Here is a 25621-nt window from a genome sequence, read left to right as displayed (position 1 = left end):
GACTTTCGAATTGGCCATGAACGGTTCCACGCCGATCCTGTTCGATCGCTCCTTGCTGGCCGTGCGGCTGCAGCGCGCCGCCCTGCTCGGCCCCGCCAGCTTCCTGCTCGAACGCGTCGCCGACGAGATCGACGAGCGGCTGCACGCCGTACTGCGCGACTTCACCGCCGTCGCCGACCTCTGGACTCCCGGCGGGCTGAAGCTGCCGCGGTTTGCGAATTGCACGCCGATCGCCATCGATCCGTCCGGCAGCGAAGCGCTGCCATTTGCGCCCGGCTCGCTCGACCTCGTGGTCTCGGCGCTGGCGCTGCAATTCGCCAACGACCTGCCCGGCGTGCTGGCGCAGGTCCGTCGCGCGCTCAAGCCCGACGGCCTGCTGCTCGCCGCGCTGACCGGCGGCGATACGCTGACCGAGCTGCGCCAGGCGTTCGCCGAAGCCGAGGCCGAAATCGAAGGCGGGGTGTCGCCGCACGTCGCGCCCGCCGCCGACCTGCGCGACCTCGGCGCGCTATTGCAGCGCGCCGGCTTCGCGCTGCCGGTCACCGACGTCGACCGCGTCGTGGTGCGCTACGACCACGCGTTCGCGTTGATGCAGGACCTGCGGCGGATGGGCGCCACCAATGTGCTGATCGAGCGCCGCAAGACGCCGCTGCGCCGCGCCACGCTAGGCCGCGTGGCGCAGATCTACGCCGACCGCTTCAGTGACCCCGACGGCCGCATCCGCGCCACCTTCGAAATCGTCTGGCTGTCCGGCTGGGCCCCGCACGAAAGCCAGCAGCAGCCGCTGAAGCCGGGCTCGGCGAAAGCGAGTTTGGAAGAAGCGATCAAGGGAAAGCGCTGACGAACGCGATGTGGAGCACCGAAGCTGCTCCGTTGCCCCCGTCATCGCCGGGCTCGACCCGGCGATCCATCCCTCTTCGCAAGATGATGGATGCGCGGGCCTTCGCCGCGCCGAAGGGGCTTCGGCCCCGCAGGCGGCTCAAGCCCGCGTATGACGCTTCGGATTTCACATCAGCAATTCGATCAGCGGCGGGATCAACGGCAGGTCCGCGGGCGGCATCGGGTAGTCGCGGAGTTTATTGGCACGAACCCAGGCGAGCTCCTGGCCCTCGCGCGGCATCGCCAGGCCTTCCCAGCGCCGGCAGACATACAGCGGCATCAAGAGGTGAAAGTCCTCGTAGGCATGGCTGGCGAAGGTCAGCGGCGCCAGACAGGCTTCCTTCACGGTGATGCCGAGCTCCTCGTCGAGCTCGCGGATCAGCGCCGCCTCCGGCCGCTCGCCGGGATCGAGCTTGCCGCCGGGAAACTCCCACAGCCCGCCGAGCTGCTTGTGCTTCGGCCGCTGTGCGATCAGCACGCGGTTGTCGGCATCGATCAACGCCACGGCGACGACGAGGAGGAGGTTCATGCGGCGCCTCCAATGTGGCGCAGGGCGCACGCTCCATTCACAACGTCATGCCCCGCGAAGGCGGGGCACCCAGTATTCCAGAGCGCTTGCGAAAAACCACGAGCGGCACGGCGTACTGGGTCGCCCGCATGCGCGTGCGATGACGGCCTACAAAGAAATAGCGCCGTGCTACTCACGATCGAATTCACGACCGGTAATCACCATTGATCGCGACATATTCCTTGGTCAGGTCGCAGGTCAGCACGCGGTCGCGGCCCTTGCCGAGACCGAGCGCAACCTTGATCTGGATTTCCGGCTTCTTCATCTGCGCCGAGACTTCCTTCTCGTTGTAGGACGGATCGCGCGCGCCGGCTTTCGCCACGCGGATGCCGTTGAACGAGATCGACAGTTTGTCGCGATCGGCCGGCTCGCCGGCCTTGCCCACCGCCATCACCACCCGGCCCCAATTGGCGTCCTCACCGGCGATCGCGGTCTTCACCAGCGGCGAATTGGCGATCGACAGCGCGATCTTGCGGGCCGAAACCTTGGTCTTGGCGCCCTCGACGATGATCTCGACGAGCTTGCGGGCGCCTTCGCCGTCGCGCGCCACCTGTTCGGACAGGTCAGCCAGTACCGCGTTGAACGCCTTGACGAAGGCCTTGAGCCGCGGGTCCGAGGCGCGGGAAATCTTCGGCGCGCCGTTTTCGGCCGCCGCCCCCGTCGCAAACGCCAGCAGCGTATCGGAGGTCGAGGTATCGCCGTCGATGGTCACGGCGTTGAAAGTGTCGGTGACGCCGGCCTTGAGCAGCGCCTGCAGGCAGGAGGCCGACAGCGGCGCATCGGTGAAGATGAACGACAACATCGTCGCCATGTCGGGCGCGATCATGCCGGCGCCCTTGGCCATGCCGTTGATCGTCACCTTGGCTTTGCCGAGCTTGACGGTGGCGGTCGCGACCTTCGGGAAGGTATCGGTGGTCATGATCGCCTTGGCGGCGTCCATCCAGCCGTCGGGGCCGGCGTCAAGCGCCAGCGCATCGAGAACGCCGTCGAACTTGGTGGCGTCGAGCGGTTCGCCGATCACGCCGGTCGAAGCCAGGAACACTTCGGCCGGCTTGCAGCCGATCGCCTTGGCGGCGAGCTGTGCGGTCAGCGTGGTGGCCTGCTTGCCGGACTTGCCGGTGAAGGCGTTGGCGTTACCCGAGTTGACCACCAGCGCCCGGGCGCTGCCGCCCTTCAGCTTGTCGCGGCACCATTCCACCGGCGCGGAGGCGCATTTGGAGGTGGTGAACACCCCGGCGACCGTGGTGCCCTTCTCCATTTCGACCAGCAGCACGTCGGTGCGGCCCTTGTAGCGGATGCCGGCCGCGGCGGTCGCGAGGCGCACGCCGGCGATCATCGGCATGGCGGGAACGTCGGTGGGAGCGAGCGGGGAGACTTTGCTGGACATCATGCGCCTTCGGCAGGTTGTACCCCCGCCGGCGCGGGAGCGGCGTCCCCCTCTCTCACAAGCTCGCGACGATGAGAAGGAGAATTCGCGAAGCCTGACGAAAATCCCATCGTCACAATCCGTTGCGGGCGCCTATGCTGGCCGGAGCAGAGGCGCCGCCGGACGCGGAATTCCGTGACAGCAGCGGTGCCGTCCGATATCCGGAAACAGCCATGGACAAAGTCGTGTCACCTTCCCTCCCCGCCGCCGACGAGCGCTTCGACAGCGCCCGGGTCGCCGCCGAGATCGCAACGCTGGCCGAGAAGCACGCCGGTAACGACGCGGCGTTCCGCACCGCGCTGGCGATGCTGATGAAGGCGGAACTGGCCAAGGCCCGCACCGAGGCCGAGGCGCAGTTGCTGCGCGACCGCCACGGCAGGCGCTGCGCCGAGCGGCTGTGCTTCGTCCAGGATGCGATCATCCGGCTGCTGTTCAGCTCAGCAACCGAATACCTCTACAAATCCCCGACGCCGTCGAGCTCGGAGCGGATGACGGTGGTGGCGACCGGCGGTTACGGCCGCGGCCTGATGGCGCCGGAGAGCGACATCGATCTGCTGTTCATCCTGCCCTACAAGCAGACCGCCTGGGGCGAGCAGGTCGCCGAAGTCATCCTGTACTGCCTGTGGGACATTGGCCTGAAGGTCGGCCACGCCACCCGCTCGGTCGACGAGTGCATCCGCCAGGCCCGCGCCGACATGACGATTCGCACCGCGATCCTGGAGACGCGGTTTCTGGCCGGCGACGAGGCGCTGTATGCCGAACTGGTCGAGCGCTTCGACAAGGAGGTGGTCGAGGGCACGGCGGCCGAATTCGTCGCCGCCAAGCTGGCCGAGCGCGAGGAGCGCCACCGCCGCTCCGGCCAGTCGCGCTACCTGGTCGAGCCCAACGTCAAGGACGGCAAGGGCGGCCTGCGCGACCTGCACACGCTGTTCTGGATCGCCAAATACGTCTACCGGGTGCGCGAGACCAGCGAACTGTCCGAACGCGGCGTGTTCGATCCGGCCGAGCTACGCACCTTCCGCCGCTGCGAAGACTTCCTGTGGTCGGTCCGCTGCAACATCCACTTCGTGACCAAGCGCCCCGAAGACCGGCTGTCGTTCGACCTGCAACGCGAGATCGGAGTGCGGCTCGGCTACACCTCGCATCCGGGGATGCAGGACGTCGAGCGCTTCATGAAGCACTACTTCCTGATCGCCAAGGAGGTCGGCAACCTGACCGCGATCCTGTGCGCCAAGCTGGAGGACCAGCAGGCCAAGGCGGCGCCGGCGCTGACCCGGATGATGGCGCGGCTGCGACCCGCCGCCAAGCGCCGCCGGGTGCCGGAGAGCGACGATTTCGTCATCGACAACAACCGCATCAATCTGGCGGTGCCGGACGTGTTCAAGCACGATCCGGTCAATCTGATCCGGATCTTCCGTCTGGCGCAGAAGAACAGCCTCGCGTTCCACCCGGATGCGATGCGGATCGTGACGCGATCCCTGTCGCTGATCACGCCGCAGCTTCGCGACGATCCCGAGGCCAACCGGCTGTTCGTCGAAATTCTCACGTCCGACAACGCCGAGCCGGTGCTGCGGCGGATGAACGAGACCGGCGTGCTCGGTCGCTTCATCCGCGCCTTCGGCCGCATCGTGTCGATGATGCAGTTCAACATGTATCACAGCTACACGGTGGACGAGCACCTCTTGCGCTGCGTCGGCAATCTTCAGGAGATCGAGCGCGGCGGCAACGACGAGTTCATGCTGTCGTCCGAACTGATGCGCAAGATTCGCCCCGATCATCGCGTGGTTCTGTACATCGCGGTGCTGCTGCACGACATCGCCAAAGGCCAGCCCGAGGATCACTCCACCGCCGGCGCCAAGGTGGCGCGGCGGCTGTGCCCGCGGTTCGGCTTCAGCGCCGCCGACACCGAGCTGGTGGCGTGGCTGATCGAGCAGCATCTGGTCATGTCCACGGTGGCGCAGTCGCGCGATCTGTCCGACCGCAAGACCATCGAGAACTTCGCCGCGGTGGTCGAGACCGTCGAGCAGATGAAGCTGCTTACCATCCTCACCACCGCCGACATCCGCGGCGTCGGTCCGGGCGTGTGGAACGGCTGGAAGGCGCAGCTCATCCGGACCTTGTACTACGAGACCGAGCCGGTGCTGACCGGCGGCTTCTCGGAAGTGAACCGCGCCGAACGCATCCGCTCCGCGCAGGCCGAGTTCCGCGCCGCCTTCACCGAATGGCCCGAAACCGATCTCAACGCCTATGTGGCGCGGCACTACCCGGCGTACTGGCTGAAGGTCGATCTGCAGCGCAAGATCCGCCACGCCCGCTTCCTGCGCGCCTCCGAGCAGGCCGGCAACAAGCTGTCGATCAATGTCGGCTTCGACGAAGCCAGAGGCGTCACCGAACTGACGATCCTCGCCGTCGACCATCCGTGGCTGCTGTCGGTGATCGCCGGCGCCTGCGCGTCCGCCAATGCCAACATCGTCGACGCCCAGATCTACACCACCACCGACGGACGCGCGCTCGACACCATCTCGATCAGCCGCGAATACGACCGCGACGAGGACGAGGGCCGCAGAGCCACGCGGATCGGCGAGACCATCGAAGAGGTGCTGGAGGGCAAGCTGCGACTGCCCGAAGCGGTGGCGCGCCGCGCCACCTCCGGCAGCAAGGCCAAGCTGCGCGCCTTCGTGGTCGAACCCGAGGTCGACATCAACAACAACTGGTCCGATCGCTACACCGTGATCGAAGTCAGCGGCCTCGACCGCCCCGGCCTGCTGTATCAGCTCACGACCGCGATCTCGAAGCTCAACCTCAACATCGCCTCGGCGCACGTCGCGACCTTCGGCGAGCGCGCCCGTGACGTGTTCTACGTGACCGATTTGTTAGGTGCGCAGATCACTGCTCCGACCCGGCAGGCGGCGATCAAGCGTGCGCTGGTGCACCTGCTCGCCAACGGCGACGCCGCCGAAAAGCCGGCCGCGTGAAAGGCCCCCGTGCCTTGATCGCGCCCGCTTCGCGCGTATCTGATCAGGCGTCCTATCCGGGCGCCGGTGTCCCCCTCGCAGGAACCGATCGCGACCGCGGTCGGTTCTGGTTCCGCAACGCCACCTCGGCGGCCGTTATCCGCCCCTTCACATGAGTTCGCCCATGCGCAAAGTCGTCGTTCGCTCCCTTGCTGTCCTCGGCATCGTCGCGGTTCCCGTAGTCTCCGCGCTCGCCCTGCAGCGCGAGCAGACCGCGCCCGCCGACCTCGACCTGATCGGCGGCGTGATCCAACTGGTACAGCGTGCCTACGTCCACCCGATCGCCTCGGACGAGCTGACCAAGGATGCGCTGAAGGGCATGCTGAACCGGCTCGATCCACACTCGGACTACATGGACGAGAAGGAATTCAAGGACATGCAGACTGATATGTCGGGCCAGTTCGGCGGCCTCGGCATGCAGATTTCGGCCCAGGGCGGAATTCCGCGGGTGGTGTCGCCGATCGACGGCACACCGGCGGCGCGCGCCAAGCTGGAGCCGGGCGACCTGATCATCAAGGTCGGCACCGCCAGCACCCAGGGCATGAGCCTGCGCAGCGTCGTCGACATGCTGCGCGGCACGCCCGGCACCAAGGTCACCATCACCATCCTGCGCGGCAAGGAAGACCCGTTCGACGTCACCCTGACCCGCGAGATCATCAAGGTCGCGTCGGTGAAGTCGGAGATGAAACCGGACGGCGTCGGCTACATCCGCATCAGCCAATTCGGCCAGGACACCGCCGAGGGCTTCACCGCCGCGCTCGCCAAGCTGAAGGGCGACGCCAAGGACGGTGGCCTCAAGGGGCTGGTGATCGACCTGCGCAACGATCCCGGCGGGCTGCTCAACGCGGCGGTTTCGGTCGCCGGCGATCTGCTCAACGGCGGCACCGTGGTGTCGATCCGCGGCCGTCAGTCCGACGATCAGCGGGTGTTCTCGGCGCCGTCGCGCGGCGACAAGCTGCCCGGCGTGCCGGTTGTGGTGCTGATCAACGGTGCCTCGGCGTCGGCCTCGGAGATCGTCGCCGGCGCGCTGCAGGACCGCAAGCGCGCCACCGTGATGGGCACCACCAGCTTCGGCAAGGGCTCGGTGCAGACGGTGATTCCGATCAAGGGCCATGGCGCGGTGCGCCTCACCACGGCGCTGTACTACACGCCGGCCGGCCGCTCGATCCAGGACGAGGGCATCGTGCCGGACGTGATCCAGGAAGCGCCGAAGGATCAGCAGATCAGCGGCGGCCCGTTGATCCGCGAAAGCGCGCTGCACGGCGCGATCGCCAATCCGGGCAAGCTCGGCAAGCCGGACGCCGCCGCCAATCCGGCGCCGAAGCCCGGCGAGCCCGCCGACGACAAGATCAAGGCCGCGACTTCGGCGCCGATCAAGGCCGACCTGATCGGCAAGCCCGAAGACGCCCAGCTCAACGCCGCGCTGGCGCTGGTGCTGAAGAAGGACGCCGCGCCGAAGTAACGACCGGCGCAATAACCCAGCCGCGCGTCGTGGCCGGACTCGTCCCGGCCACGACGGATGAATGCGGGGCCGCTCTTGTGACCGGGATGTTCACCGCGGCCGGGCGCGGTCGATGATCGCGGCGAAGTTCACGCCCTTGGGCAGCGCGCCGTAGTGATGCGCACCGCGCTGCGCCAGACGTGAGGCGCAGTACGCTTCGGCGACCTCGTCCGGCGCGTGGCGGATCAGCACGCTGGCCTGCAGCCCGACCGCGAGGCGGTCGACCAGATCGCGGGCCCGCTCCTCGAAGTCCGACGCATCCCGCATGTCGTCTTTCAGCGCCGCGACATGGCGATCGAATTCAACGTCGGCACCCTTGGCCTGCTCGACCTCGGCGAAATAAGCCTGCAGCGTCTCCGGCGTCCGGGTCATCGCCCTCAGCACGTCGAGGCACTGCACGTTGCCCGAGCCTTCCCAGATCGCGTTCACCGGACTTTCTCGGAAGTGGCGCGGCATCGGCCCGTCCTCCATCACGCCGGAGCCGCCGATGCACTCCATCGCCTCGGCGGTGACGCCCGGCGTGCGCTTGCAGATCCAGTATTTGCCGATCGCCGACCCGATCCTGATCAGATGCGCCTCGTGCTCATCGGTACGATGATCGAGCGCGCGGGCGATCCGCATCGTCAGCGCCAGCGCCGCCTCGGTTTCGAGCGCCAGGTCCGCCAGCACGTTCTGCATGATCGGCTGGTCGATCAGCAGCCTGCCGAACGCCTTGCGCTGCCGGCAATGATCGATCGCCTGCGACAGCGCCGCGCGCATGATCGCCGACGAGCCGATCATGCAGTCGAACCTGGTCATCGCCACCATCTCGATGATGGTGGCGACGCCGCGACCTTCGGGGCCAATCATCCAGCCGAGCGCGCCGCGCAGCTCGGTTTCGCTGGAGGCATTGGACGCGTTGCCCATCTTCTTTTTCAGCCGCAGCACCTGCAGCGGGTTCTTGGTGCCGTCCGGCTTCCAGCGCGGCACCAGGAAACACGACAGCCCGCCCGGCGCCTGCGCCAGGACCAGGAAGGCGTCGCACATCGGCGCCGACACGAAGAACTTGTGGCCGACCAGCTCGTATTCGCCGCCAGGCCCGCCGGCGCCGACCGGGATCGCCCGGGTGGTGTTGGCGCGGACATCCGAACCGCCCTGCTTCTCGGTCATCGCCATGCCGATGGTGATTCCCTGCTTCTGCTCGGCCGGCACGTTGCGCGCATCGTAGCTGCGCGCCAGAATCTTCGGCAGCCACACCTTGGCGACATCCGGCTGCAGGCTGATGCACGGCACCGCCGCGAACGTCATGCTGATTGGACAGCCGTGCCCGGCTTCGATCTGGCTGTGCAGGTAGAACCGCGCCGCGCGGGCGACATGCGCACCCTTGCGCGGATCGGTCCACGGCGAGGAATGCAAGCCCTGCTCAATCGAAGTCTGCATCAAGCGGTGATAGGCGGGGTGGAAGCGCACCAGATCGGTGCGGCGGCCGTAGCGGTCGTGGGTGTCGAATTCCGGCAGGTGCCGGTTGGCGAGCGCGCCGAGCTCGAGATACTCGGCGGCGCCGATCCGGGCGCCGAAATCAGCGATGTCGTTGGCGGCCCATTCGGCGCCCTCGCGCGTCACCGCCTCGACCAGTGGCCGGTCAGCGCTGAACAAATTGTAGTCGGCGAGTTCGACCGGCTGGTTGATCACCTCGTGGGTGACGGCACCATAGGCGTCGGCGATGGCGGCGTTGAGCATGTCAGGTCTCCCGGAAGCGGCGCCTCTGGCGCTTGCGATGGTTCGGCAGGCATCATAGGCAGACCGCCGCGAGCGGGTGTTCGGATTGGGCCTGGATGGCGAAGCGCGCGGAAACACTAGAAAAATCAAGGCGCAGGCCGGTGCAGTCGCGCTCGCACGAGACCTCGCGGGCGATCCGCGATGCGTTTGTTCGGCTTCTCGATGAAAAGCCGTTCAGTGCCGTCACGATCCGCGAGATCGTGCTGGTGGCCGGGGTCGGGCTCGGCACCTTCTACGAATATTTCTCCAGCAAGGACGAGCTAGCGCGGGCCTGCGTGCATCTGCGCACCAAGGACCTGCTGCTGGCGTTGCGGCGCCGCCGCGCCGCGCTCGGCAGCTACGATCTCGCCACCGGCGTCACCGCGGCGATCACCGCCCAGGCCGAGATCTACGCGCAGGCGCCGCGCGAATGGACGCAGCATTTCATGCTGGAGCGGCACAAGAGCGAGCGCAGCCACTATCTCGAAGCCTACGACCTGTTCCTGAAGGAATGGGAGGAGCTGTTCGAAGGCGCCTCGGACTGGCCCGCCGGCCGTTCCGCCGCCGAAGCGGCGTTGCCGGTTTTCAGCCTGATGTACGGAATGTTCGCCCACGCTTTGATCCGGGGCATGCCGCCCGCCGAATTTGCGGTGTACCGCCACCAGCTGGCGCAGGCGGCGCTCGGCTGTCTGGCGGCGATGATGCCGCCGGAGGCGAAAGCCGGCGCGATGGAACCCGGTGGCCGTCGCCGCGCTTGAGATCGAGCGGGTTCCGCCGCTGCGAATGGGGGACGAGAGTGGCCGAGATCTGGACGCGTAAATCGCTGAGCAGCCTGCAACTCGATGCTGGGCTGGGGGACGGCGCCGACGGCGAGGTACGCCATCTGAAACGGTCGCTGTCGGCGGTCAATCTGGTGGCGCTCGGGGTCGGCGGCATCATCGGGGCCGGCATCTTCGTGCTCACCGGCCATGCCGCCGCCGCCAATGCCGGGCCGGCGGTGTCGCTGTCGTTCCTGCTCGGAGCGATCGCCTGCGCGTTCGCCGGGCTGTGCTACGCCGAGATGGCCTCGACCGTGCCGGTGTCGGGCAGCGCCTACACCTATGCGTATGCGACGATCGGCGAGCTGGTGGCCTGGATCATCGGCTGGGACCTGATCCTGGAATACGCGGTCGGCGCCATCACGGTGGCGATCGGCTGGTCCGGTTATTTCGTCAGCCTGCTCGGCAATTTCGGCGTTCATCTGCCGCCACAGTTCACCACGGCGCCGCTGGCCTACGACGCCGCGACCCGCGCCTGGTCGACCACCGGCGCGTTTCTCAATCTGCCGGCGATGGCGATCGTCGTCGCGATCTCGACGCTGCTGCTGATCGGCATCCAGGAATCGGCGCGCTTCAACAACGTCGTCGTCGCCATCAAGCTGACGGTGATCGCGCTGTTTCTGATTTTCGCCGCGCCGATGGTGACTCCCGCCAATTGGGTGACGGCCGCCAATCCGGCCGGCGCCTTCGTCCCGCCGGCGCAGGAGACCGGCATCTTCGGCTGGTCGGGCGTGCTGCGCGGCGCCGCGGTGGTGTTCTTCGCCTTCATCGGCTTCGACGCGGTCTCGACCGCCGCCCAGGAGGCCAAGAACCCGCAGCGGGACATGCCGGTCGGCATCCTCGGCTCGCTCGCGATCTGCACCGTGCTGTACGTCGCGGTGGCCTTCGTGCTGACCGGCATCGTCCCCTACGACCGGCTCAACGTCCCCGATCCGATCGCGGTCGGGATCGACGCCGCCGGGATCGGCTGGCTGTCCTCGATCGTCAAGATCGGCGTCGTCACCGGACTGACCTCGGTGATCCTGGTCTTGATGCTCGGCCAGACCCGTGTGCTGCGCGCGATGGCGCATGACGGTCTGATGCCGAAGGGCGCCGCCGCCACGCATCCGCGCTTCCGCACCCCTTACGTTGCGACCATCGCGACCGGCCTCGTGGTCTGCTGCCTCGCCGGCGTGCTGCCGATCGGATTGGTCGGCGAACTGGTCAGCATCGGCACGCTGTTCGCGTTCGCGGTGGTGTGCATCGGCGTGCTGGCGCTGCGGATCAAGCATCCGGAGCAGCACCGCCCGTTCAAGGCGCCGGCGATCTGGCTGGTGGCGCCGGCCGGCGCGATCGTGTCGTTCATCCTGATGCTCGGACTACCGCTCGATACCTGGATCCGGCTGGCCGTATGGCTGGCGATCGGACTTTCGATCTACTTCCTGTACGGCCGTCATCACAGCAAGCCCGCAGCGCGCTAAGCTCAGCGGACCACGGCCAGGAGGGCATCCGATGAGTACGAGCCCCGACCACAAACGCACCGCGCTGGTCACCGGCGCCAATTCCGGCCTCGGCAAAGCGGTCGCACAGGCGCTCGCGTCCGATGGCCTCCGCGTCGGCCTGGTGGCGCGCGACCGCACCCGCGGCGAAGCGGCGGTCGCAGAAATTCGTGCCGCCACCGGCAATCAAGACCTGCACCTGTTCGTCGCCGACCTCGCCGATCAGATCTCGGTCCGCGCGTTGGCGCAGGCGGTGCACGACCGTTTCGACCGGCTGCATCTGCTCATCAACAACGCCGGCACCGCGTTCGCCGAGCGGCGGCTGAGCCCGCAGGGCATCGAGCGCGCCTTCGCGATCAATGCCCTCGGCCCGTTCCTGCTCACCAATCTGTTGCTCGATCTGATCAAAGCCAGCGCCCCGGCGCGGATCGTCAATGTCGGCACAAGGATCGACGCGGCGATCGACTTCGACGACCTCAATTGGGAGAAACGCCCCTACGGCATGATGAAGGGCTACGCCCAGTCCAAGCTCGGCAATCTGCACTTCACCTTCGAACTGGCGCGCCGGCTGGAAGGCAGCGGCGTCACCGTGAACTGCGTCTTCCCCGGCGTGTTCAAGTCCAATCTCGGCGGCACCGACGGCGCCCAGGGTCTGTTCTGGAAACTGCTGGCCAAGCTCGGCGGCTGGGCGATCCCGAAGCCGGAGAGTGCCGCCCAGCGCGTGCTGTATCTTGCCAATGCCCCAGAGCTGGAAGGCGTCAGCGGCGCGTACTTCGCCAACCGCAAGACGATTCCCGCACCGGCCCAGGCGCGCGATGCGGCAGCGAACCGGCGGCTGTGGGAGATTAGTGAGACGATGACGGGGCTGAGTGGATAGAACAGGAAACGCAACTAATAGCCAATCGACATCTCACTCCGTCATGCCCGCGCCCGTCGCGGGCATCCACGTCTGGTTGATCATCCGCATCAAAGAGCGCTGCCGGCTGTCTTCATCCGTTCGGCAATTGCAGCCGGCTCGAGCAGATGCAGCGGGGTGTCGTCCGAGATCGACAGGGCTGCGGCAACGCCGGCGGCGTGGCCGTATTCGAAGCACTGAGCAGTCACGCGCGCCGAGGCGAGAGCTTCGTGTTCGGCCGACAGGCAGCGGCCCGCAACGACGATGTTTTCGCCGGCCGCAGGGATGAGCGCTCCAAACGGGACATCGTAGTAGTCGTCCAGCAGCCAGTGCAGCTTCGGCTTGTCACCGGCGTGCAGCTCGATCGGCCAGGGGGAACGGCAGATCGAATCCGGCCGTTTGGTCCCCGCGACGACGTCCTCGTTCGCCAACGTCTGAAGGCCCTCGATGGAGCGGGTCTGCCGAACGCCGCACTCCACGCCGGTATCGATGACGAAGCTGCGTTCACACCCCTCCACGTGAGCCGCCAGAAACCTTGCGTATTCCCGAACCTGGCGGCGGCCATCGATCTCGGCGACGGTCCAGTCCTCCGGATTGATGACGTTGAGCATCGAGCCGTCACGCGCCGACAGCCGGGTCGCGTTGACAAGCAGTTCGCCGGGCTGCGTGGTCGGAAAGATCCAGATCTTCTTCCGGGGAAGATCGTAGTTCCTTCGATCGGCCGCTGTGAGCGCATCCACGATCTCCGGCGGCGAGATCGTGTCTTCGCCCCAATGTGCGACGAAACGGTCGACGTCGACGCCTCCGAGTCGGAAGAACATTGTCGGGTTCTGAATGCGGCCCTGATCGCCGAACCGCCACGGGTGACCGGCGCGGGCCACGACAGCGGCATCTCCGGATGCATCGATCGTGCGTTTGGCAAGGATCACCGAGCGGCCGGCATTGGACTCGATCACCACGCCGAGATGGCGATTGCCGTCCAGGATCACCGCGACCACGACAGTGTGGAACAGCACCCTGACGCCCGAGACGGTCAGCAGGGAATCGGCAGTCTCGCGCCATTTGAGAGGATCATGGGTGACGACGAACGTCTTGCCGTACTTCTGCGGCGGGGTGACGCCGCCGCGTCTGGCAAGCTCGGATCTGAATCGTTCGGAAAACCCGAAGACGACCTGCTTCGGCTTGCTCTGTTCGCTAGCCAGAAACAGACCGCAGATCGTCCCCGATAGTCCTGCGACGGCGGCACCGCCGCAAAATCCGTAGCGCTCGACCAAGATGGTCGAGCAATTGGACTCTGCGGCAACGGTGGCCGCAGCTACGCCGGATGCGCCGCCGCCGACGACGAGAACATCGACCTCCGCAAGGCACGGAAGCGAGCTGGCCTCATCAAGGGAGATCCGGTGCCGGATTTCCCAAGCCGGGATGTTGACGCATGTGGAGTCCATCAAAATAACCTCGCTTATGACTAGCGGCTCGGGGGCGCGGCTGCGGCTGCGCTATCAGCGACGGCTTCGATCGCCGAGTACGGCTCCCTTCGAGAGCGGCTGGACGAGCTGGGCGTATTGCGCGAGCCAGCCATATTCGGCCGGCAATGTCCGCGGTTTCCATTCGGCTAGTCTGGTCGCGAGTTCCTTTTCGGTGATCATCAGCTCGATTGTTTCGGCGGTCAGGTCGATCGCGATACGGTCGCCGTCAGCCACCACGGCGAGCGGGCCACCTTCGGCAGCCTCCGGCATGATCTGGCCAACAGTGATGCCGGAGTTGAGACCCGACAACTCACCGTCGGTCAGAACCGCGACGCCGCTCGACAGGCCGGCGCCGACCAGAGCCGCCATGAACGAGCACGCGAACACCGTGCCCGGGCCGCCCTTCGGGCCCATGTGCCGGAGGATGATGGCCTGTCCCTTGTGAATTGAGCCATCGCTGAGGCCGGCGATCGCCTTATCCTCGTCTTCGAAAACCTTCGCCACGCCCTCGAACCGGCGGACGGAGGTCGGGACGGCGGACAGCTTCACCACCGCGCCGTCCGGCGCGAGATTGCCGCGGATGATGATGAGCCCGGGCTCGTTGCGGAACGGGTTGGACAGCGGCCGGATCACGCGTTCGTCCGGTGCGGGCGCCTCGGCGAGATTTTCCTCGAGGGTCTTTCCGGTGACCGTCATCGTGGAGAGATCGAGTTTGCTGGCGAGTTGCTTCATTGCGCCTCGCACGCCACCTGCAGCGTCCAGCATCTCGATCCGATGCGGACCGTTGGGACGCACTTGCGTGATCTGAACCGCGTCCTTCGACAGAGCCTCGTATTCTGCCACGACGTCCATTTCGATGCGGCTTTCGATGGCGATCGCCGTCAGATGCCGCACCGTGTTGACCGACAGCCCCAGCGCTTGGGCGATACGAATTCCGTTCTGGATCGACGCTTTGGTCAGGATCTGCCGCGGCCTCAGGTCTTGCTGAATGAGCCGCACGATGGCCTGGCCGACCTGCACCGCGTAGTCGGACAGCCGCTCGCCTCCAGCGCGGATCGGCGCATTGCCGGGCAGTGCCATGCCGAGTGCCTCTGCGAGGCAGTGCATGGAATTGGCGGTTGCGAGACCGGCGCAAACGCCGGGTCCCTTGATTGCGGCGCAGGACATGTCAGTCAGATCCTGCAAGCTGATCTGGCCCGATTTGTAGGTGCCGACTCCGTTGTAGAGGTCTTCGATATCGACGTCTTTGCCGCCGCAATGGCCGCCGAGCTGATATCCGCAGGCCAGGACGATCGACGGGATGTTCAAGCGACCAGCGGCCATCAACTGGCCGGGCGTGGTCTTGTCGCAGGAGGCGAGTAGAACCATGCCGTCCAATTCCGCGCCTTCGACCTGGACCTCGACGTCGTTCACAAGGAGATCGCGAGACGGCATCAGATAGCGCGCCTTGCGGCCTGCGGAGGTGACGAAATCAGACGGGGCAACGGTGCGGATTTCGAATGGGAGCCCGCCGGCGTCGCGGATCGCCTGTTGCACTTTCCGAGAGATCTCGTCCAAGTGCTGGTAACAGACCGAGAGCCCGCTGGATGAATTGACCACCGCGATCTTGGGCTTGTGGAAATCCTCCTCCTTGATGCCCATCGCCAGCCATTGCGCGCGACGCACGGCCCACCGGGTCGAACCCGGCTCGAAGTTGCTTCTGAGTTCGTTCATCGGCCAATCTCCAAAGATGCGGGAGCAATGAGCGTTCCGGCTCGGCGCCGCAACGCTCATTGAGTTATCCGAGTTTCTTGCTGACGGTTTCCGGCCCAAGCTTCAGGCCGATCAAAGTGATGATGCCGAGCACCCACATGTAGGCGACGATCGGCCACCAATGATGGGCCCATGCGGCAAGCGCCGTGGCGATGAAGGGTGCGACGCCGCCGGCGAGCAGCGAGCCGAGCTCTCGGGAGAAGGCGAAGCCTGAGAGCCGGAACTGGGTATCGAACAGTTCGGCGTACCACGACGCCTGCGGTGCGAGCATCGCCGGATACGCAATGCCGAGGCCGATGCCAAACCCCAGGATGATGGCGGCGGTGGCGCCGGTGTCGAGCAGCAGGAAGAACGGCACCAGCCACGCCATCGAAAGCAGCGTACCCGCAATATACACGGTCTTGCGGCCAATCCGGTCGGACAACACGCCGAAGAACGGGATGGTGGCGACCTGGACCATCGATGCGATGATGACGGCCCACAGCGCGGTCGAGCGTGGCTGCCCGAGCGTCGTGATCACATAGGAGACGCAGAACACCGGATAGAGATAGGCAAAGCCGTTCTCTCCCATCCGGGTCAGAAGCACGATGACGAAGCTGCGCGGGTTGCGTTTGATCGACGTGAACAGGCCGATCTTCTCGGTCTTCGCCTGCTCGACGGCACGTTCATAGACCGGCGGCTCCTCGACGCCGCGGCGAATGAAGTAGCCGACCAGCACGCACACGCCGCCGAACAGGAAGGGAATGCGCCAACCCCACTGCAGGAACTGGTCTTCGGGCATCGAGGCAATGACGGAGAAGAACACGGCGTTGGCGAGCAAGGTTGCCAGCGCAAAGCCCAGCGGAGCCCAGGCGCCTGCAGCGCCGCGCTTGCCCTCCTGAGCGTGTTCGACGGACAGCACCACCGCGCCGGCGTACTCACCACCTGCGCCGAATCCCTGCAGCAGGCGCAATCCGACAAGCAGGATCGGCGCCCAGATTCCAATTTGCGCGTAGGACGGCAGACAGCCCAGCAGGAACGTGGCGGCGCCCATGATCACGAGCGTGAGCACGAGAACGCGCTTTCTGCCGTATCGGTCGCCGAGGTAGCCGAGGTAAAGGCCGCCCAAGGGGCGGGCGAGAAAGCCGACCGCGTAGGTCGCAAACACGGCGAGCGTTCCGACGTAGGGGTCTGTCGAGGGAAAGAAGACCTTATTCAGGACCACGGCTGCGGCCGTGCCGTAGATGATGAAGTCGTACCACTCCAGCACCGTGCCGATCAGAGCGGCCCACGCCGCTCGGCGGGATTTCTGGTTTCCGCCGACCGCGCGCTGGTCCTGTAAAACCTCAGCCATGGATGTTTCCCCGTTTTCAACGAATTATAGCCTCATCGATCATTGATATATCGATGATATATGCTGATATATTACGGGTATGGCAGTAGAGTCCAGTGGCTTGAAGCCGACGGCCCGCGGTTTTGCGTACGCGTAAAATCGGGTGGGGTAGGGGGACGAGGGGTGGAACTGACCATGCGCGCCGGCCGAAACGGCCTTCCGACGAGGAGTTCGATCCGCCGTCTGCATCCATGAACGTGCCGACGGCAGGGGGCGATGTTCATTCGGCCAACGATCCGGCGCCCGCCGGTGATCGGCCCTGAACCAGACCGAGCCCGCAAACGCAATCGCTCGGATGCCGAAGACCACGGTCCCGGCTGTTCTGCAGGCTAGATTTAAGCGACAGATTTCCACCGGACAGCGGATAGATGCCCGAGCACACCAATAAGTCTGAGCAGGTCTACGATGTGATCGAGAGAATGATCACGTTTCAGGAGCTGAAGCCCGGCCAAATGGTCAGCGAAGTGACGTTGATGGAGGCGACCGGTTTCGGTCGAACGCCTGTCCGCGAAGCACTGCAGCGTCTCGCCTGGGAGCGAATGGTCGAGATACATCCGCGCAAGGGAGCCTTCATTCCGTTGATCTCGGTCGAGGTCCAACTCAAGCTGCTCGAACTACGCAGGGTCGTCGAAGAATTCGCGGTGCGAACCTGCGTTCATCGCGCCACCTCCGTTCAGAAGCGGATGATGCTCGAATTGGCACGGGAGTTTGACGAAGTCGCAAAGTCCGACGACATCGTTCTGTATGGTGATCTGCTGAAGCGGGTTCATCAGATCATCGTTGCGGCGGCGCAGAACGAATATCTGACTTCGAGCATGGCGCCGCTTCAGGGCCTGTCGCGACGGTTCTGGTTCGCCAATATTTCAGATCGCCCCACAGAGTTGATGGTGGCGTCCGAGAAGCATTCGGCGACGCTGAGAGCGATCAACCAGGGCGACGAGCAGGCCGCCGCCGCCGCATCGCTCGCGCTGAACGATTACCTCACCGATTTTGCGTACCGCACCCTCCGCGGGGCCGATACCAGAATCGCTCTTAAACATCCGCCTCAGGCGCTTTGAATTGCTTCACCGCCGGCGCGGCAGCTTCGATGATCGGCATCGGCGAATATGCCAAACACACGACTTACTCGGGAACAACGCGTGATGTGGTCCCTCCACGCGATCGGGGATTTTCGATGTCGATGGTCCGAGTGGCGGATCGCCTCTGCTACTCAGCCTCGGACGTGTGTTCCGGGGCGCCGACGGCGAGAGAGGCAGCGGGGGAGGTCACCAGCAGCTGATAGCGATCGAATTGCGCCAGCACGTCGGCGATCACTTGGTCGCGCGTCATCCCCATCACGTCGTAGCCGCGGCTGCCGTCGCTGAAGAAGGTGCGGGCCTCGTAGCGGAATCCCGAATGGGCCGCCTCGGCCGGCGAGAACGCCGGCAGACGATGCGCGGCCGGCCGCACGCCATAGACGAAATCGCGCACGCCCTTAGCCGGCACGGTCAGCGACACTGACCGCTCCGCCTCGACGCGGGTTACGATCGAGCGACGGCCCTGATGCTCGAGCTCGCGGCGGACGTCGTCGAGCGCCGGGGCGACGACCTTGACGATATGATCCCCGACTTCGGCGTCGGTTGGCGCATTGAGGATCAGGCCGAGCCGGCGTTGCCAGGACAGGCCGGCTGCCGGATAGGCCTGCGGCGGCGCGGCGCCCTTCTGCACCCGCAGCTGCGCCACGTCGGACGCCATGCCTTTGAACAGCGCCCAGACCAGCACCAGCATGATCAGCGAGAACGGCAGCGCGGTGGCGATGGTGGCCGATTGCAGCGCCGCGAGGCCGCCGGTCAGCAGCAGCACGGCGGCGATCAGTCCCTCCAGCGCGCACCAGAATACGCGCTGCGCCGTGGTGGTGTCGGTGGCGCCGCCCGCCGCCAGGGCGTCGACCACCAGCGATCCGGAATCGGCCGAGGTGACGAAGAACACCGCCACCAGCATCACCGCGATGCTCGACGTCAGCATCGGCAGCGGCAGGTACTGAAAGAACTGGAACAGCGCGGTCGACAGATCACTCGCGACCGCCTGATGCAGAGCACCTTGCGCAACCGTGGTGTCGATCCACAGCGCGGTGTTGCCGAACACCGTCATCCAGAAGAACGTGAAGCCGGCCGGAACGAACAGCACTGCGATCACGAACTCGCGCACCGTCCGGCCGCGCGAGATGCGGGCGATGAACATGCCGACGAACGGCGACCACGAGATCCACCACGCCCAGTAGAACAGCGTCCAGGCGTCGATCCAGGGACGCGGTTCGTAGGCGTAGATGTTGAACGTTCGCAGCACGAAGGTGTCGAGATAGAAGCCGATATTCTGCACGAAATCGCGCAGCAAATGGGCGGTCGGGCCGACCACCAGCACGAAGGTCATCAGCAGCACGGCGAGCGCGAGATTGAGCTCGCTGAGCCGGCGAACGCCGTTGTCGAGCCCGGTGACCACCGAGACGGTAGCGACCGCGGTGATCGCCGCGATCAGTCCGATCTGCACCGCAGCGTCGTTCGGCACGCCGAGCAGATAGGTCAGCCCGGCGTTGATCTGCAGCACGCCGAAGCCGAGCGAGGTCGCGATGCCGAACAGCGTGCCGCAGATCGCGAAAATATCGACGGCGTGGCCGAGCGGACCGTCGATCCGGCTGCCGAGCAGTGGATACAGACCGGAGCGGACGGTGAGCGGCAGATTGTAGCGATAGCCGAAATACGCCAGCGACAGCCCGACCACCGCATAGATCGCCCAGGCGTGCAGCCCCCAATGGAAGAAAGTGATGCTCATCGCCTGGCGCTGCGCCGCGATGCTGAGCGGCGCAGCCTCCGGTGGCGCGGCGAAGTGCTTCATCGGTTCGCCGACCGCGAAATACATCAATCCGATGCCCATGCCGGCCGCGAACAGCATCGCCACCCACGACAGATAGCGGAAATCGGGCGTCGAATCGTCGGGTCCGAGCCTGAGGTCGCCGAACCGGCTCGCTGCAAACAGCACCACCGAAACGATGAAAATGCCGACCGCGAGCAGATACAGCCAGCCGAACCATTCGAGAATCCAGCTCTGCACCCCGGCAAAGATCGTCTCGGCCTGGCTCGGAAACAGGACGCCGACGGCCAGAAACAGCGTCGTGATCGCGACCGATCCGAAGAACACCGGGGGATTGATGACGAAGCGGGGCATCTGGTCTCCTCAACCTGCCGGACCATCGAGCCGGCTACCGCCAGCGAGGGCCCACGTTGCGGAGAAAGTCTGCCGGTTGCAAATCGCCGGCCAGCCCGCGGTTCCATTCGCCGCAGGCCGTGGATGCTCGCATCCGCCGAGACGCCCGGCCTCGCCGGGCCTCTCGGGACGATGATGTCGATTCCTTTGCGAAGAGCCGCTCGCTTCAACCAAGCGAGGAAGCGCTCTACCGCCCCTTGCTGCGGCCCTTCTCGGCCGCCTTCGCCAGCGCCGCCGCAAACGCGCCGCCGCCGCTCGGAGCCTCCTGGCGCGGCTTGTAGCGATCGACCAGTTTGGCGCTGGCGCCGCCGCCACCACCGCTGCGGCGTTCGCCGGGAGCGGGGATCGGATCGGACATCCGCAGCGTCAGGCCGATGCGGTTACGCGGCACGTCGACCTCGAGCACCTTGACCTTCACCACCTGGCCCGGCTTCACCACTTCACGCGGATCGTTGATGCGGCGCTCGGACATCGCCGAGATGTGGATCAGCCCGTCCTGATGCACGCCGATATCGGCGAAGGCGCCGAACGCGGCGACGTTGGTGATGGTGGCTTCGAGAATCATGCCGGGCTTCAGATCGGTGATCTTCTCGACGCCTTCCTGGAAGGTCGCGGTCTTGAACTCGGGACGCGGATCGCGGCCGGGCTTTTCCAGTTCCTTGAGAATGTCGCTGACGGTCGGAATGCCGAACTTCTCGTCCGCGAAGGCCTGCGGCTTGAGCCCCTGCAACACCTTGGTCTGACCGATCAGCGCCTTGATGTCGCTCTTGGTGGCGGCCAGGATCTTTTTGACGATCGGATAGGCTTCCGGATGCACGCCGGAGGCGTCGAGCGGATTGTCGCCGTCGCGGATGCGCAAGAACCCGGCGCACTGCTCGAACGCCTTCGGCCCCAGCCGCGGCACTTCCTTCAGCTTGTCGCGGCTCGGGAACGGGCCGTTGGCGTCGCGATGCGCCACGATGTTGGTCGCCAGCGTCTCGCCGATACCCGACACCCGGGCCAGTAGCGGCGCCGACGCCGTGTTGAGATCGACGCCGACCGCGTTCACGCAGTCTTCCACCGTGGCATCCAGCGCACGCGCCAGCGCGTGCTGATTGAGGTCGTGCTGATACTGCCCGACGCCGATCGACTGCGGCGGCACCTTGACGAGTTCGCCGAGCGGATCCTGCAGCCGCCGCGCGATCGACACCGCGCCGCGGATCGAGACGTCGAGGTCGGGGAATTCCTTGGAGGCAAATTCCGAGGCCGAATACACCGACGCGCCGGCTTCCGAAACGATCGCCTTGGTCAGTTTCAGATCGGGCTTGGCCTTCATCAGATCGGCCACCAGTTTTTCGGTCTCGCGCGAAGCCGTGCCGTTGCCGATCGCCACCAGCTCGATGCGGTGCTTCACGCAGAGCTGCGCCAGCGTCAGCATGCTCTCGTTCCATTTGCGCGCCGGCTCGTGCGGATAGATCGTGGCGTGGTCGACCATCTTGCCGGTGCGGTCGATCACCGCGACCTTCACGCCGGTACGGAAGCCCGGATCGAGCCCGAGCGTGGCGCGACCGCCGGCCGGTGCGGCGAGCAACAGGTCGCGCAGATTCGCCGCGAACACCCGCACCGCCTCGACCTCGGCCTGCTGCCACAGCCGCATCCGCACATCGAGAGCCAGCGCGGTCTTGATCCGCGTCCGCCATGCCCAGCGCACCGCGTCGGACAGGAAGCCGTCGGCCGGGCGGCCCTTGCGGGCAATGCCGAAGGTGGCGGCGATGCGGTTCTCGTACTGCGTCGGCTCCCGCGACTCCGGATCTTCGCCGTCGCCGAAATCGAGCGCCAGCACTTCTTCCTTCTCGCCGCGCAGCAACGCCAGAATGCGGTGCGACGGCAGTTTTTCATACGGCTCGGAGAAATCGAAGTAATCGGCGAATTTGGCGCCGGCGGCCTGCTTGCCATCGCGCACGCTCGCCTTCAATGCGCCGCGGCTCCACATCGCTTCACGCAAAGAGCCGGTGAGGTCGGCGTGCTCGGAGAAGCGCTCGACCAGGATGGCGCGGGCGCCTTCCAGCGCCGCCTTGACGTCCGCGACCGGATGCTCGCCGTCGGTCTTCACATAGGCCGCCGCCTCGGCCTGCGGATCCTTGTCGGGATTCTGTATCAACAGATCGGCGAGCGGCTCCAGACCGGCCTCGCGCGCGATCTGCGCCTTGGTGCGCCGCTTCTCCTTGAACGGCAGATAGATGTCCTCGAGCCGAGCCTTGCTGTCGGCCTTCAGCAGCGCCGCCTCCAGCTCGGGCGTCATCTTGCCCTGCTGCTTGATGCTGTCGATGATCGCGGTGCGCCGCGCCTCCATCTCGCGAAGGTAACGCAGCCGCTCCTCAAGGGTGCGGAGCTGCGTGTCGTCGAGCATACCGGTCGCCTCTTTGCGGTAGCGGGCGATGAACGGCACGGTCGATCCGCCGTCGAGCAGGTCGATTGCGGCCTGGACCTGCTGCTCACGGACGGCGAGTTCGGATGCGATGACGGACGCGATGTTCGGCACTGGGAGTCTCTTTGGCAGATTCGAAAGGAGGGGGACTCGGCCACGGCGGCGCGGCGAATCGAAGGCAACCTACGCGATCTTGCGGCCGAGATGCAGGGCGTGTGACCGGCCCGCGCACGACGTGTGCATAACCCGCCGAAGGTCGGAGGCGACCAAATCGATTCGCCGTGTTCCCTGTTGAAAAGCCCCGATCATTTTGCCGGCGCCGGATCGGCGTCGTCGAGAACCCGGCGCAGCATCCGCGCCAGATCGGCACGGCGATACGGCTTCGGCAGCAATTGCATGTCGGCACCGATCCGGCCTTGGCGCAACATGGCGGTCTCGGTGTAGCCGGAGGTGAACAGCACCTTCAGGTCGGGCGTGTATTTGCGCAATTCGTCGGCGAGCTGCGGACCGTCCATGCCGCCCGACAGCATCACGTCGGTGAACAGCAGATCGAATTCGACGCCGTCGTACACCATCGACATCGCCTCGGCGGCGGAACACGCCGAATGCGCCGTGTAGCCGAGCGCCTTCAGATGCGTCATCACGTAGCTACGCACCAGCGCGTCGTCTTCCACCACCAGTACGGACTCGCGACCACCCTGCGCGAGCGGCGGGGCGGCGGTGTCGTTCTCGGTATCGCTGATCGTGGCGCAGGGCAGATACAGCCGAATCGTGGTGCCGTGCCCCTCCTCGCTGTACAGCTCGATATGGCCGCCGGATTGCTTGATGAAGCCGTACACCATGCTGAGGCCGAGGCCGGTGCCTTCACCGACCGCCTTGGTGGTGAAGAACGGTTCGAACACGCGGTCGCGGATCGACGTCGGAATGCCGCAGCCGTTATCGCTCACCACCAGCATCACGTAACGGCCGGCCGACACTTCGTCGTGCTGCTCGGCATAGGCCTGATCGAGATCGACATTGCCGGTCTCTAATAACAACTTGCCGCTGCCGTTCATCGCGTCACGGGCATTGACCGCGAGGTTGATCAGCGCGCTGCCGAGCTGCGACGGATCCGCCAGCGCCGGACACAAATCCGGAGCCGGTTCGACGTCGATCTCGATGCCGGAGCCGAGCGTCGGCCGCAGCAGCTTGACGGTGTCGAGCATCAGCGCGTTGACGTCGATACTGCGCGGCTGCAGCGGCTGCTTGCGCGAGAACGACAGCAGACCGTGGGTGAGATCGGAGGCGCGAGTCACCGCCTGATCCACCATCGCGGCGACGTCCTTCAGGTCCGGCCGATCGGACACGCCCTCGGCGAGAATCTCGATACCGCCGGTGATCACCGTGAGGATGTTGTTGAGATCGTGTGCGACGCCGCCGGTGAGCTGGCCGATCGCCTGCATCTTCTGTGCCTGGCGAAGCTGGCGCTCGGATTCCTTGAACTCGGTGAGGTTACGATACACCACCACCGCGCCGCCGAACGAACCATCGGGGTTTTCGATTCGCCGTGCGCTGGCGGCTAGCTGCACCACCGGCCCATTGTCGCCATGGCGGATGCCGAGCTCGACATTGTCGAAGCTCTCGCCGCGGCGGGCCCGCGCCGCCGGACTTTCGTGATCCGGCATCGGCGTCACGCCGTCCCCGAGAAACCGCCGATACTTCTTCAACCATCGCTCGGAGCCGACGTCTTCGGCCGGCCCGAACAGTGCCAGACAGGTCGGGTTGGCGAACACCCGTTTGCCCGCAGCGTCGAGCACCGCGACCGCATCCGCCATGCTGGCGATGGTCTTGTCCAGTAGTTCGGTCTTGCTGCGCAGCGCCGCATTGGCGGCGTCGATCTGGGCGACGGTCTGATCGAACGCATCGGCCAGAATGCGGCTTTCGCCCTGCAGTCCACCCGGCATCACCAGCCGCCCGCTGCGTGAGAACGCGGTTACTGCGCGGGTGAGTTGCGCGATCGGCTTGGCCAGCGAGCGCGACAGCAGCGCCGACAGCAGCACCGCGCCGAGCAGCGCGGCCAGCCCGACGATCAGGCCGGGGGTGCGCAGCGCCGTCGCCGGAGCCATCATCCGCTCCAGCGGCTCGGTCTCGATCACGCCGGTGCGCTCGCCGTTGGTCAGCGTCCCGACCACGAGCGCGCCAGCGGTGCGCGTACCATCCGGACCACGGAACACCGTCGCGGTGCCCGGCTTGTCGGCGAGCGCGGCGGCGAGCCCCGGGAAATCGTCCTGCCAGCGCCGCTCCGGCTCTGCCGGCACGATCCGGCCGCCGAGGTAGTTCATCAAATATCCGCCGTCGGCGGTGACGAAGTACACACTGGTGTCGTTGTCGAGCACGTCGCGGATGCGTTCAAACACCGGCCGCAGGTCCAGCTCGATCGCCAGCACGGCGAACACCGCACCGGCCTCGTCGCGGATCGGGGCGGCGAGCGTGATTCGCGGCAGCGGCGTGCCGCTTTCGTCATTCGCGGCGATCCGAAGCGGCGAGAAGTAGATCGCGTCGCCGGTCTGCTGCGACGCGCGGCGGAACGTCTCGTCGTCGCCGTGCCGCGACAGCTCGGCATCGGGCACGACGCGGATGGCGCCGCCAGGGCCGTTACGATCGACTTCGATCAGGGAACGAGCGCCGTCCGCGACGGTCGCCAGACGATAGCTGAGGATGCCGGGCTTGAACTGCATGTTGCCCGCATAGACCGTGGCCAGATGCTGCAGCCACTGAGCCTCGGTCAGCCCGAACTTCGGATCGACGCCGCCACTGCGGTGCGCGCGGACGACGCCGCTGTGCGCCGGCAACAGCCGGGCCGACAGCACTTCGTTGCGAAACACGCGCAGAGCCGACTCGTAGGCGCCGAGCCGCGCCTTGGCCTGATAGGCCAGGCGTGTCAGCCCCGACGGCACCACCGCGCGGCCGATATTGTAGTAAGCGAGCAACCCGATCGCGGCGACCGTAAATGCCACCAGTACGGTCATCGCCAGGGTCAGGCGCGCCGACAGGCGCATCGATTCAATCTCCGGGGAACGCGGACAGAG

Annotated in this window: 16 protein-coding genes; 7 read left to right on the top strand and 9 right to left on the bottom strand. The window is 66.0% G+C overall.

Going from position 1 to position 25621, the window contains the following annotated elements; all coding sequences use genetic code 11:
• Positions 1–16: 16 nt before the first annotated feature.
• The gene (locus tag M9H71_RS02485; RefSeq protein WP_455403534.1) at positions 17–841 is read left to right on the top strand and encodes a methyltransferase domain-containing protein; all 825 of its coding nucleotides are present in this window, start codon (positions 17–19) and stop codon (positions 839–841) included.
• 165 nt (positions 842–1006) lie between these two features.
• On the opposite strand, the gene M9H71_RS02480 is transcribed toward M9H71_RS02485, so the two are convergent.
• Both M9H71_RS02480 and argJ read right to left on the bottom strand, forming a co-directional pair.
• A complete protein-coding gene (locus M9H71_RS02480; RefSeq protein WP_011156162.1) occupies positions 1007–1408 on the bottom strand; it encodes a (deoxy)nucleoside triphosphate pyrophosphohydrolase in 402 nt (133 codons plus the stop codon).
• A 184-nt stretch (positions 1409–1592) separates the two neighbouring features.
• The gene (gene argJ / locus M9H71_RS02475) at positions 1593–2834 is read right to left on the bottom strand and encodes a bifunctional glutamate N-acetyltransferase/amino-acid acetyltransferase ArgJ (RefSeq protein WP_455403533.1); all 1242 of its coding nucleotides are present in this window, start codon (positions 2832–2834) and stop codon (positions 1593–1595) included.
• 212 nt (positions 2835–3046) lie between these two features.
• On the opposite strand from argJ, the gene M9H71_RS02470 reads away from it, so the two are divergent.
• Both M9H71_RS02470 and M9H71_RS02465 read left to right on the top strand, forming a co-directional pair.
• Positions 3047–5848, top strand: a complete 2802-nt coding sequence (locus M9H71_RS02470; RefSeq protein ID WP_455403532.1) for a [protein-PII] uridylyltransferase — start codon at positions 3047–3049, stop codon at positions 5846–5848.
• Between the two features lie 163 nt (positions 5849–6011).
• On the top strand, positions 6012–7349 hold the full coding sequence (locus M9H71_RS02465; protein ID WP_455403531.1) for a S41 family peptidase: 1338 nt from the start codon (positions 6012–6014) through the stop codon (positions 7347–7349).
• Between the two features lie 90 nt (positions 7350–7439).
• On the opposite strand, the gene M9H71_RS02460 is transcribed toward M9H71_RS02465, so the two are convergent.
• Positions 7440–9107: an isovaleryl-CoA dehydrogenase gene (locus M9H71_RS02460; protein WP_455403530.1), complete on the bottom strand. Its 1668-nt coding sequence runs from the start codon at positions 9105–9107 to the stop codon at positions 7440–7442.
• Positions 9108–9247: 140 nt separating this feature from the next.
• Here M9H71_RS02460 and M9H71_RS02455 point away from each other — a divergent pair, with 140 nt between their 5' ends.
• Genes M9H71_RS02455 through M9H71_RS02445 form a run of 3 tightly spaced genes read left to right on the top strand, consistent with a single transcriptional unit; the run spans position 9248 to position 12298 of the window.
• The gene (locus M9H71_RS02455) at positions 9248–9883 is read left to right on the top strand and encodes a TetR/AcrR family transcriptional regulator (RefSeq protein ID WP_455403529.1); all 636 of its coding nucleotides are present in this window, start codon (positions 9248–9250) and stop codon (positions 9881–9883) included.
• A gap of 38 nt (positions 9884–9921) precedes the next feature.
• Entirely contained in the window at positions 9922–11403 is a 1482-nt protein-coding gene (locus M9H71_RS02450; protein WP_455403528.1) for an amino acid permease, read from the top strand.
• Positions 11404–11434: 31 nt separating this feature from the next.
• A complete protein-coding gene (locus M9H71_RS02445) occupies positions 11435–12298 on the top strand; it encodes an SDR family NAD(P)-dependent oxidoreductase (protein WP_455403527.1) in 864 nt (287 codons plus the stop codon).
• 89 nt (positions 12299–12387) lie between these two features.
• Here the strand turns inward: M9H71_RS02445 and M9H71_RS02440 are convergent, their stop codons facing one another.
• The 3 genes from M9H71_RS02440 to M9H71_RS02430 all read right to left on the bottom strand — a co-directional run bounded on the left by M9H71_RS02440 (position 12388) and on the right by M9H71_RS02430 (position 16867).
• A complete protein-coding gene (locus tag M9H71_RS02440; protein ID WP_455403526.1) occupies positions 12388–13761 on the bottom strand; it encodes an FAD-dependent oxidoreductase in 1374 nt (457 codons plus the stop codon).
• A 54-nt stretch (positions 13762–13815) separates the two neighbouring features.
• Positions 13816–15495, bottom strand: a complete 1680-nt coding sequence (gene ilvD / locus M9H71_RS02435; protein ID WP_455403525.1) for a dihydroxy-acid dehydratase — start codon at positions 15493–15495, stop codon at positions 13816–13818.
• 64 nt (positions 15496–15559) lie between these two features.
• Positions 15560–16867, bottom strand: a complete 1308-nt coding sequence (locus tag M9H71_RS02430; protein ID WP_455403524.1) for an MFS transporter — start codon at positions 16865–16867, stop codon at positions 15560–15562.
• Positions 16868–17274: 407 nt separating this feature from the next.
• On the opposite strand from M9H71_RS02430, the gene M9H71_RS02425 reads away from it, so the two are divergent.
• Positions 17275–17964, top strand: a complete 690-nt coding sequence (locus tag M9H71_RS02425) for a GntR family transcriptional regulator (RefSeq protein WP_455403523.1) — start codon at positions 17275–17277, stop codon at positions 17962–17964.
• Between the two features lie 148 nt (positions 17965–18112).
• On the opposite strand, the gene M9H71_RS02420 is transcribed toward M9H71_RS02425, so the two are convergent.
• The 3 genes from M9H71_RS02420 to M9H71_RS02410 all read right to left on the bottom strand — a co-directional run bounded on the left by M9H71_RS02420 (position 18113) and on the right by M9H71_RS02410 (position 25591).
• Positions 18113–20107 (bottom strand): BCCT family transporter, encoded by a 1995-nt coding sequence (locus M9H71_RS02420; RefSeq protein WP_455403522.1) that lies wholly within the window; start codon positions 20105–20107, stop codon positions 18113–18115.
• Between the two features lie 226 nt (positions 20108–20333).
• The gene (locus M9H71_RS02415; protein WP_455403521.1) at positions 20334–22667 is read right to left on the bottom strand and encodes a Tex family protein; all 2334 of its coding nucleotides are present in this window, start codon (positions 22665–22667) and stop codon (positions 20334–20336) included.
• A 191-nt stretch (positions 22668–22858) separates the two neighbouring features.
• Positions 22859–25591, bottom strand: a complete 2733-nt coding sequence (locus M9H71_RS02410) for an ATP-binding protein (protein ID WP_455403520.1) — start codon at positions 25589–25591, stop codon at positions 22859–22861.
• Positions 25592–25621: the final 30 nt, after the last annotated feature.

The organism is Rhodopseudomonas parapalustris, assembly GCF_053772255.1.
Note: the sequence above shows the minus strand (reverse complement) of the source record. Positions and strands in the feature narration are given on the sequence as shown.

Bases quoted from the DNA above. Each gene is read 5' to 3' on its own strand.
- M9H71_RS02485 (WP_455403534.1), top strand. From the start codon at position 17: ATGAACGGTTCCACGCCGATCCTGTTCGATCGCTCCTTGCTGGCCGTG.
- M9H71_RS02480 (WP_011156162.1), bottom strand. From the start codon at position 1,408: ATGAACCTCCTCCTCGTCGTCGCCGTGGCGTTGATCGATGCCGACAAC.
- argJ (WP_455403533.1), bottom strand. From the start codon at position 2,834: ATGTCCAGCAAAGTCTCCCCGCTCGCTCCCACCGACGTTCCCGCCATG.
- M9H71_RS02470 (WP_455403532.1), top strand. From the start codon at position 3,047: ATGGACAAAGTCGTGTCACCTTCCCTCCCCGCCGCCGACGAGCGCTTC.
- M9H71_RS02465 (WP_455403531.1), top strand. From the start codon at position 6,012: ATGCGCAAAGTCGTCGTTCGCTCCCTTGCTGTCCTCGGCATCGTCGCG.
- M9H71_RS02460 (WP_455403530.1), bottom strand. From the start codon at position 9,107: ATGCTCAACGCCGCCATCGCCGACGCCTATGGTGCCGTCACCCACGAG.
- M9H71_RS02445 (WP_455403527.1), top strand. From the start codon at position 11,435: ATGAGTACGAGCCCCGACCACAAACGCACCGCGCTGGTCACCGGCGCC.
- M9H71_RS02440 (WP_455403526.1), bottom strand. From the start codon at position 13,761: ATGGACTCCACATGCGTCAACATCCCGGCTTGGGAAATCCGGCACCGG.
- ilvD (WP_455403525.1), bottom strand. From the start codon at position 15,495: ATGAACGAACTCAGAAGCAACTTCGAGCCGGGTTCGACCCGGTGGGCC.
- M9H71_RS02430 (WP_455403524.1), bottom strand. From the start codon at position 16,867: ATGGCTGAGGTTTTACAGGACCAGCGCGCGGTCGGCGGAAACCAGAAA.
- M9H71_RS02425 (WP_455403523.1), top strand. From the start codon at position 17,275: ATGCCCGAGCACACCAATAAGTCTGAGCAGGTCTACGATGTGATCGAG.
- M9H71_RS02420 (WP_455403522.1), bottom strand. From the start codon at position 20,107: ATGCCCCGCTTCGTCATCAATCCCCCGGTGTTCTTCGGATCGGTCGCG.
- M9H71_RS02410 (WP_455403520.1), bottom strand. From the start codon at position 25,591: ATGCGCCTGTCGGCGCGCCTGACCCTGGCGATGACCGTACTGGTGGCA.